The sequence below is a fragment of the Nostoc sp. genome, from assembly GCF_054880495.1.
The window spans coordinates 18,100-27,143 of record NZ_JBTYKD010000220.1; the positions used below are offsets into that span (position 1 = coordinate 18,100).

General features: G+C 42.2%; 6 protein-coding genes and 1 pseudogene. 5 read left to right on the plus strand and 2 right to left on the minus strand.

All coding sequences use genetic code 11. The features are described from left to right. Nucleotides 1–130: 130 nt before the first annotated feature. Entirely contained in the window at nt 131–1,465 is a 1,335-nt protein-coding gene (locus tag ACYTXL_RS20190) for a TrkH family potassium uptake protein (RefSeq protein WP_461926284.1), read from the minus strand. A gap of 89 nt (nt 1,466–1,554) precedes the next feature. Between ACYTXL_RS20190 and ACYTXL_RS20195 the strand changes: the two are divergent. Continuing rightward, nucleotides 1,555–1,706 (plus strand): annotated as a pseudogene (locus tag ACYTXL_RS20195) (methyltransferase domain-containing protein); the annotation flags it as partial. Between the two features lie 49 nt (nt 1,707–1,755). Beyond that, entirely contained in the window at nt 1,756–3,111 is a 1,356-nt protein-coding gene (locus ACYTXL_RS20200; RefSeq protein WP_461926290.1) for a DUF2254 domain-containing protein, read from the plus strand. Nucleotides 3,112–3,237: 126 nt separating this feature from the next. Here the strand turns inward: ACYTXL_RS20200 and ACYTXL_RS20205 are convergent, their stop codons facing one another. Then, nucleotides 3,238–5,043 carry a DUF3352 domain-containing protein gene (locus tag ACYTXL_RS20205; protein WP_461926285.1) on the minus strand — a complete coding sequence of 602 codons (1,806 nt, stop codon included), beginning with the start codon at nt 5,041–5,043 and terminating at the stop codon, nt 3,238–3,240. Nucleotides 5,044–5,188: 145 nt separating this feature from the next. On the opposite strand from ACYTXL_RS20205, the gene ACYTXL_RS20210 reads away from it, so the two are divergent. The 3 genes from ACYTXL_RS20210 to ACYTXL_RS20220 all read left to right on the plus strand — a co-directional run bounded on the left by ACYTXL_RS20210 (nt 5,189) and on the right by ACYTXL_RS20220 (nt 8,497). Further along, nucleotides 5,189–5,548 (plus strand): rhodanese-like domain-containing protein, encoded by a 360-nt coding sequence (locus tag ACYTXL_RS20210; RefSeq protein WP_461926286.1) that lies wholly within the window; start codon nt 5,189–5,191, stop codon nt 5,546–5,548. A gap of 406 nt (nt 5,549–5,954) precedes the next feature. Then, complete coding sequence (locus tag ACYTXL_RS20215; RefSeq protein WP_461926287.1) at nt 5,955–7,127, plus strand: HrcA family transcriptional regulator; 1,173 nt, start codon at nt 5,955–5,957, stop codon at nt 7,125–7,127. Between the two features lie 701 nt (nt 7,128–7,828). Further along, complete coding sequence (locus tag ACYTXL_RS20220) at nt 7,829–8,497, plus strand: DUF2834 domain-containing protein (protein ID WP_461926288.1); 669 nt, start codon at nt 7,829–7,831, stop codon at nt 8,495–8,497. Nucleotides 8,498–9,044 lie beyond the last annotated feature (547 nt).

Genomic DNA, 9,044 nt, shown 5'->3' on the forward strand with positions numbered 1-9,044 from the left:
TTTACAGAGAAGATATCATTAGTAAAACGCCAACTCGTTTCAAGTACATGATTGCAAATAAAGTTGGCTTGGTAGATTTCAAAATACTACCGATTTACCGATGAGGGGAAATGACTTTGCTGATCTTTAGTTAACCTACTAGCATATTCTCCTCTGGATACTGGATAACACTAGGGCGAGAATCTCCTAGTAAGGCTGACATGAGAATTAAAACTCCAACTCTTCCAATGTACATTATTGTCACTAAAATCAGTTTAGCCGGTGCTGCGATCGCGGCAGTAATGCCTGTTGAAAGACCAACAGTTCCAAAAGCTGATACAACTTCAAATAAAATTTGCATAAAATTCAAAGATGGCTCAATAATTGCAATTAAAATCGTTGCGCTTACAACAGTTACCAAAGAACCAACTGTGACACCTACTGCTTTCAAAATCGAAGAAGTCGGTACTTGGCGCTGATACACCAGGACTTCTTCTTTACCTTGCAAGATTGCCTTGCTGCAACTGGTTAAAATTGTGATTGTAGTTGTTTTAATGCCACCACCCATACTGCCAGGACTAGCACCAATAAACATCAACACGATGGCAATAAATAACGCAGCAGTACTCATTTTGCTGATATCAATAGTGTTAAAACCACCACTTCTAGTAGTAACAGATAGAAAAAATGCTCCTATCAGTTTACTTGATAAACTTAAAGAGCCAAGAGTTTCTGGATTTTGGAATTCAGTTATATAAAAAGCAATAGATCCAGTGATTAAAAGTACTAACGTTGTGCTGGTTACTACTTTAAAATTAAGAGACAGTGTACTTTTGACTGTTTTTCTTCTCAAACGATTGTCTAGCCAAAGATACATTTCTAAAATAACTTGATATCCTAGTCCACCGAAAATAATTAATCCAGTAATTACAATATTCAGTAATATCGATGATTGATATTTAATTAAACTATCATTAAATAAGTTAAAACTAGCATTAGTCCAAGAATTAATGCTATAAAAAATTGCTAGACCTAAACCACTATATCCTCCATAATCAGCGACAAAAATAGGTAATAGTAAAAAAGCTCCGATAGTTTCAAAAATTAGTGTAGTGGTAATAATCGAGCGAACTAATTGTAAACTACTGTGGATTTCAGAGTTATCTAAAGCTTGTTGCAAGATAATTTTATCTTGTAAACCAAACTTGCGTCCTAACAACAGCAAAAGAAAGGTTGTAGCTGTCATATATCCCAGTCCTCCAACTTGGACTAGAACTAGAATCATAAATTGACCCCAAAAGGAAAAATAAGTACCAACATTCACCACAGATAGACCTGAGACACAAACTGCTGAAGTTGATGTGAATAGTGCCACAAGTGGGTCATTCCATGTACCACTACTACTAGAAAAAGGCATCATCAACAAGATACTTCCAAGAGCGATGATAGCCATAAATCCTAAGCAAATTGTGCGAGAAACAGTCATAAGTGATTTACTTCATTGTGCTAGATATCCCAGCTAAATAGGATATATAAATTCAAGTAAGGGCATTTGTCTTAAATACTGCTTTTTTCATGAATGCAACACTTTACCAGCAAATTCAGCAATTTTATGATGTATCCTTTGCTTTGTGGGAGCAGATTTGGGGGCAACATCTGCACTACAGCTATTATGGGCTAGATAGTAGCGAAAAAAAGACCGCCGTCAGGCTGAAATTGATTTAATTACAAGAAATGCCGTTGTTAGAGATTTTGGCAACGGCAAAACTATGGCAGATGAAAAACTATAACCGGATTAAACTTCGAGAAACGCTACGCTCCAGCTATTGGTTTGTACCGACACTGATGACGGGTGCAGCGATCGCACTGGCTTTCTTGATGCTAAATTTAGATTTGGCAGGCAAGTCAGAATTAATGGAAATATTCGGCTTGAAGCCTTTCACTGGCGGACTGGAAAGTGGGCTGACTGTGCTTTCAACCATCGCTGGTTCAATGATTACCGTCGCCGGTACTGTCTTCTCTGTCACGCTCGTTGCCCTGACTCTGGCTTCCCAGCAGTTTGGATCACGAGTACTGCGAAATTTTATGCAAGACATGAAATATCAGTTCGTACTCGGTACGTTCCTGGCGACATTTATCTACTCTTTGCTGGTGTTACGGAGTGTTAATGTTGGTAGAGAGCAACCGTTTGTGCCAAAGATTTCAATCACAGTCGCTATCCTGCTGGCGATCGCTAGTATCATTGTCCTAATCTACTTCATCCACCACGCCTCAACCTCGATTCATGCATGGCACATTATCAGGGAGATTAGTGATGAACTGGAATCTAATATTGATGGGCTATTATCTGAAAACGTTGGAAATCGTCATCCAGAAGACAAGCGGCAATTTGTTGAGGAAATCGCAACGGGTTTCAACCAAAAAGCCTATCCAATCCAGGCAACTAGCAGTGGTTATATTAGAGCAATTGATTACAACCGCTTGCTTAACATCGCCAAGTCAAAAAACCTTCTGTTGCATTTAAAGCAGCGTCCAGGCAAGTTTATCGTGCGAGGTAGCGAGTTAGTCAGTGCTTCGCCCCCTGAACGTGTGAATCGAAAGCTCACCCAGCAGATCAATTATGCATTCATTTTGGGTAGAGAACGCACTCCGTTTCAGGATGTGGAGTTCTCTACTAAGCAGCTAGTCGAGATTGCTATTCGGGCAATTTCTCCTGCCGTCAATGACCCGTTCACAGCAATTCGCTGTATTGACCAACTTAGTGTAGCACTGTGCCGTCTAGCTGCAAAAGATTTCCCGTCACCCTATTGCTACGATGACGATCAGAACCTCCGCCTAATTACTAATCAGGTGACGTTTTCTGGACTAGTTGATGATGCCTTTCACCAGATTCGACAGTACGGGCGACAAGATGTAGCTGTCACAATCCGCTTGCTGGAGGCGATCGCAACTATTGCTAAGTACACTGATAATAAAAAGAACCGTGTGGCGCTGCTGCGTCATGCCAATATGATTAGACGCGGCAGCCAAGACTTATTGGAGGAATTGGATCGAGAGGATGTTGAGGAACGATACCAGGCGGTACTGAGGGCGTTGTCGTCAGAAAATGTAGATTCAATATTCAATGTGTGATTTTGATAAAATAAGTATCGTTTTATATTTTTATCGGACTTACGCACTGTACAAATTCATCATGATGTGCATTTGCCCTCATCCCCTAACCCCTTCTCCCATCTTGGGAGAAGGGGAACTGGAGAATCACGAACTATGGAGTTTGAAGAAAACGCCGCCTTTAAGCGATCGCGCCTCAGTTCCATAACTACTGACTGTGAGCGATCGCAGGTTGTTAAAAAATGGTTTACCTAAAACTTCCACTAGTTTGAGAATCGGTACTTGACGCTCTAACAAATTCTGGCTCTTTCTCCAGTCAAGATATATATAGCCTTGGTTTGGTCGGGGAATTGCTGCGATACTATCTTGGAAATTGGGATTGTTAATTATGGAATTATCCTTGGTTGTGAGGATTTCATTCATCGTCTCTAAGTCAGACGTGAAAATTTCGTAATTTCCTAAATTTGTATGTAATCCCTGCACTTTTGTTTCGATGCTGAAAGATGCTCCTTCTTTGGCATCAGTTTTTTTTGTAGCCGTGGTTAACTCTGTCCAAGCGGAGATTTTTTGCTTGTTTATAGTTAAGGGACTGATGCTGAGTCGGTTGGATGAAGCGATCGCATCCAAACGAGCAACGCCTTGTTCTACATCCTCAGATTTTTCTACTACAAAAATCCAATGGGGGGTTGTTTGCTCTTTCTCAGGTAACAATGCTATAGCATATTCTCCCTGTACCCAGCTAAAAATATCCTCTGGTAAGTTTATGCCCCAGCGTTTTTGAACATCCGCCAAAGGTTTTGCTAACCGAGAAACTACATCTTCTTCAGAACCATATATAGTTGCTGTCGCTTGTCTCCAGAGTTTGGCTAAATCACTGTTAGCCAAATTACTCAAATTTGAGCCGGAAATTGCCAAACCTGCGGACGCTGGAATATACTGCAATGCTCCCACAGGTTTAGATAGCGGTGCTGATGGAGAGACAATTTCCGATGAAGTCAGAAAGGTGGTTTCTGCTAGTAATCCTTTGGGGTTTAACGCCAAGGAGATGATTTGGCTGTTATAAAGTTGTTCTGGTAACTCTAAGCCTTGCCATTTTGCCACAATGGGAAGATTCAAGAAAGCTACAGCTAAACCCCCTTTGAGAAGTTCTTTGGTAGCTTTTTGGTATTCGGGAGAGCTAGTCAAATTAAGATCGGGCGCTTGGACGTTATTGATCGCATCTCGCAGCACTTTCGGATCATTGGCAAACAACACAAAGCCTTCGCCGACAACAGCACCAGCTAGATAATTTTGAGATTTTGCGGAAAGTCTGAGCGTCGGCTTCCGGCGTTGGCGCAGCCCGCCGTAGGTATCAGAACTTTCCAAGACGGATTTTGGACTTTCCTGCATAACGCTACGCGAACGCTCAGTCGAACGATTTTGGATTTTCTCTTCTGTAATTACTTCCTGATTGTCATAAATCAGCTTTACGCCTTTGTATTGTTCAACAGCTAAGTTTGCTCCACCTAATGCCCGTTTGGAAAACAACAACTCAACAAACTCGCGGCTTTTTTGCGGTTGCTTGGTTGCTAGTGCCAATAGATACCCTAGCTGCTGTCCGTTTTCTCCGTCGCGATCAATATCTAAAGTGGTGATAGCTAATGTAATTTCGTCCCCTAACCAGGGTTGAATGTCTTGTTTGTAATCTATGCCACTCTTGGCGAATAAACTGGTTTTGAGTTTAGATAATTCCTCTTCCCGCTCTAACGCCTGCAAACGGTCAGGATTCGCCAAGAATGATACCATTACAGGGGAAAGTTTTGACACGAATATGGCTGAACCAGCACCAGAGGTAGAAGCAATGAGTTTAGCCGGACTTTTGCCGAAAAACCAGTAAAAGCTAGCGATCGCAATTACTAGCAGTGCGATCGCACCAGCGACGATAAAACCGATAAATGAACGTTGCTTATTCACATTAAACCTATTAAGAAAGACAGTTTACAGCCATTTAAACAGAAAGCTTGCCAGAATCAATCAGCACTCTTGAGAATGGATGCTCATGCCAAGGCAGAGATTTTCTGTCACCATAAATAGTATTAGGATTGTTTACAGAAACCTCATGACCGGGAACACTTTTAGTCAACCCATGAACCATATTAGTGTAAAAGAACTAGCACAACGTCTATCTTCCAGTGATGTAAGTATTCAGCTAGTAGATGTACGTGAACCAGAAGAATTGGCGATCGCTAGCATTGAGGGCTTTGTCAACCTACCTTTAAGTCAATTTGCCGAATGGGGAGATAAAGTACCCACTCTCTTCAATCCCCAAGCTGAAACTTTTGTGCTATGTCACCACGGCATCCGCTCTGGCCAAATGTGTCAGTGGTTAATTGCTCAAGGTTTTACAAATGTGCAAAATATTTCCGGTGGTATTGATGCTTACTCCCTATTAGTTGACCCTTCAATTCCCCAATATTAATAATCGATGACTCAGCTGGGACTTATTCTTCCAGCTGGCTTCTGCTATTGTAAAAATAGGACTACATCAACTTAGGGTTTTCAGGGCAAACTTAACACCTTTTGCTAGTGAGTATATATTCACAGAGCTTTTCGACCCCAATATATCAGCTATTCCCGGAAAATACGTATTCAATAATACTGTTATAAATTTAAAATTATGTAAAAGTACTGTTGTGAGTCAAAGCAGCTTTTGCAGTACAAGTCTCACTTATATTTCAAGCGCACTTTCAAAAAATGCTGAACCCAAACTTTAAAAATACTTATCATTAGAGAACTGAATAATTTGGTAACTTAATTAATTATTAATAATCTCTGTTTGCGATCAAATCCAGAAATTTTTTCAGAGTTTGATTAAAATTTGCCTTATGGAAGTCCAGTTGACAAATCGACAACAGCATATACTTTGGGCAACGATACGTCATTATATTGCTACAGCAGAGCCGGTTGGTTCAAAAGCTTTGGTTGATGAGTACGACCTCGGAGTAAGTTCAGCTACAATTCGCAATGTGATGGGCGTTTTAGAAAAGTCTGGATTACTCTACCAACCACACGCCTCCGCCGGACGAGTACCATCAGACTCAGGCTATCGCATTTATGTTGACCAGCTAATTACACCTTCTCTGGGTTCGCGCAGCGTGTCGCAGACAGACGCTACACGTAGCTTGCTTTCACGTCTCTTGCGCGTCCCGCAGGAAAATGGTACGGAAACTTTAGGGCGAGAAGTAGAGGTAGCACTGCAAAAGGGTCTCCAATGGGAAGATTGGAGTTTAGAAACCCTACTGCAAGGAGCTGCACAAATTTTAGCAACCTTGAGTGGCTGCATTAGCTTGATTACGATGCCGCAAACCACTACAGCGCTAGTGCGACATCTGCAATTAGTGCAAATAGAAGCGGGAAGAATCATGCTGATTGTGGTGACAGATGGTTATGAGACACATTCCAAATTGATGGATTTGTCGCCAGTACCAGAGGAAAGACAACGCGATTCAGAGGTAATCGATCGCGAGTTGCAGATTGTTTCTAACTTTTTGAATAGCCACTTACGGGGGCGAAGTCTGTTGGAATTAGCCTATCTCGACTGGAGCGAACTAGATCAGGAATTTCAACGCTATGGGGAATTCTTAAAAAATTCCGTTGCCGAATTGACTCGTCGCACTCTTGCGCCGACTGCAACCCAAATTATGGTTCGGGGTGTGTCAGAAGTTTTGCGCCAGCCAGAATTTTCCCAGTTACAGCAAGTACAAACGATTATCCACCTGCTGGAAGAAGAACAAGACCAACTATGGCGATTAATATTTGAGGAACCAGAGTTTGAGGATGTGGGGAAGCCAAAGGTAACGGTTCGCATTGGCGCGGAAAACCCTCTAGAACCGATACGCACCTGCACCTTGATTTCTTCCACCTATCGCCGAGGTTCAATAGCAGTAGGAAGTGTGGGAGTTTTGGGACCAACGCGCCTAGATTATGAAAGTGCGATCGCAGTCGTGGCATCTGCTGCTGATTATCTCTCAGAAGCTTTCAGTTATTTCAATCCGTGAACTACTCCGCCGTAAAACGGACGTAGCTCTCCCAATTCATCGGGAATAGCCTCCAGAACTCCGTAGTACTAGAAAGTCTGACATTCCCTCCTCTTGTCAGGAGTCCTGGTTCCCAAAACCCAAATCTTTTACCCTGAGCGAAGTCGTTGGCGTTCGCGTTCGCGTCTCTGAAAGAGAAGCCTCTCGTTGGCGCAGCCTCTCGAAGAGAAGAGAAGAGAAGAGAAGAGAAGGGTTCTCTTGCAACATATACCTATAAGAAAAGGTTTTCGCTTGTGGCATTGATGGTGAAAAACGCGGTCTTGAGGGTTTCCCTCTCCTAAGGGAGACGCTACGCGAACAAAGAGCGATTTTGAACCCGGAGGGTCAAGACAGTGAATATCTTACCAGAAAATCTTGGGGATTCGTCATACATCTGGAATTAATTTTTTACCAAGTAAAAAATCAATTCCAGATGCAATCCTCACTTCGTGACGCTGTTCGCGTTCATCCCCCGCTCACAATACCTACCATTAGAGTACATTGTTTGCGTAGCGGACGCACCAGAAGGTGGGGACTTCCGCGACACGTTAAATAAAGATTAATCGGATTAGTATGATATTTAGGGACAACTCGCTACGGGTTTAGGCAGTCAATAATACAATAGCAAGCAGATAGCCAATTTGTAGCGGCAAAATTAATAATTAATCCTACTTAAATTTTTTATGGTTAGAAAAATTGCCTTTGGACTACTGTGGCTGGGATTCACTACCTATGCTTTTTTCCTCGCTCCTCCTGAGCAACCCGGTACATTTGAGTTAATTAAAAACCTTTCTATTGGCCAGTGGCAAGGCATTAACCCGTTAGTGATAGCACTATTCAACCTCATGGGCATCTGGCCTCTTATTTACAGCGCAGTAGTGTTTATTGATGGTAGAGGACAAAAAATACCTGCTTGGTTATTTGCGATCGCCTCTTTCGCAGTTGGTGCTTTTGCCTTGTTACCCTACTTAGCCCTACGAGAACCAAATAATCAGTTTGTGGGTAAAAAGAATGCCTTGCTCAAGGTGCTAGATTCTCGTGTGACTGGGGTTGTCTTGACTGTAGCCACGGTTATTCTAGTTGCCTACGGTTTAACAGGAGGAGATTGGGACAGTTTTGTGCAACAGTGGCAAACCAACCGCTTCATTAATGTGATGAGTTTAGATTTCTGCCTACTTTGCCTAATCTTTCCCACATTACTAGGGGATGATATGGCGCGTCGCGGTTGGAAAAATCCGCAGTTGTTCTGGTTAATAGCGTTGATACCGCTATTCGGGCCATTGATTTATTTATCTGTGCGTCCCCCTTTAGAAGGTGTAGAGTCAATACCCAAGCAGCCAGCAGTGAATTGAACAGGACTTACGCAAAAATTGCCAAAAAGCTTATTCCGCTTTTGTCACTCTCCGAAAACAAAAATTGAAATTTTTGATAGTAGCAAGTATCTTAGTTAGCCTGGGTCTATCTTAGGAACTAAGTAATCAAGCGGACATGATATGACTCGACTTTACGCTAAATCCCCGTTACAAAACTTAATTACGTTAGCACAGCGCTAGCCAGTCCGCGTACCCCTACAGTGGAAGCAAGCTACGCGTCTGGTAGAGAAGAATCCGCAGAGTGTGCTTAAGCGCTGTTGTGGGCAAAGTCCCCTTTTTCAGAGGATTGGAGATTTTCTGTTGCGGGTGCGTAAATCCCAAGAGAAAATTTTTTCTGAAAGTACTTTACAAAACGCAATAAATTATTTAAGATGTGTAAGAGGTAGCCAAACCTACCTAATTCATTCACAAATAATCGCATTTATAAAACAATGACAACAACCTTACAACGTCGCGAAAGCGCCAACGTATGGGATCGGTTTTGCGAGTGGATCACCAGCACCAACAACCGGATCTACATCGGTTG

What these genes read in the sequence shown, in the direction of transcription:
- ACYTXL_RS20210 (WP_461926286.1), top strand. Translation starts at nt 5,189, where the DNA reads ATGACCGGGAACACTTTTAGTCAACCCATGAACCATATTAGTGTAAAA.
- ACYTXL_RS20200 (WP_461926290.1), top strand. Translation starts at nt 1,756, where the DNA reads ATGAAAAACTATAACCGGATTAAACTTCGAGAAACGCTACGCTCCAGC.
- ACYTXL_RS20220 (WP_461926288.1), top strand. Translation starts at nt 7,829, where the DNA reads ATGGTTAGAAAAATTGCCTTTGGACTACTGTGGCTGGGATTCACTACC.
- ACYTXL_RS20215 (WP_461926287.1), top strand. Translation starts at nt 5,955, where the DNA reads ATGGAAGTCCAGTTGACAAATCGACAACAGCATATACTTTGGGCAACG.
- ACYTXL_RS20190 (WP_461926284.1), bottom strand. Translation starts at nt 1,465, where the DNA reads ATGACTGTTTCTCGCACAATTTGCTTAGGATTTATGGCTATCATCGCT.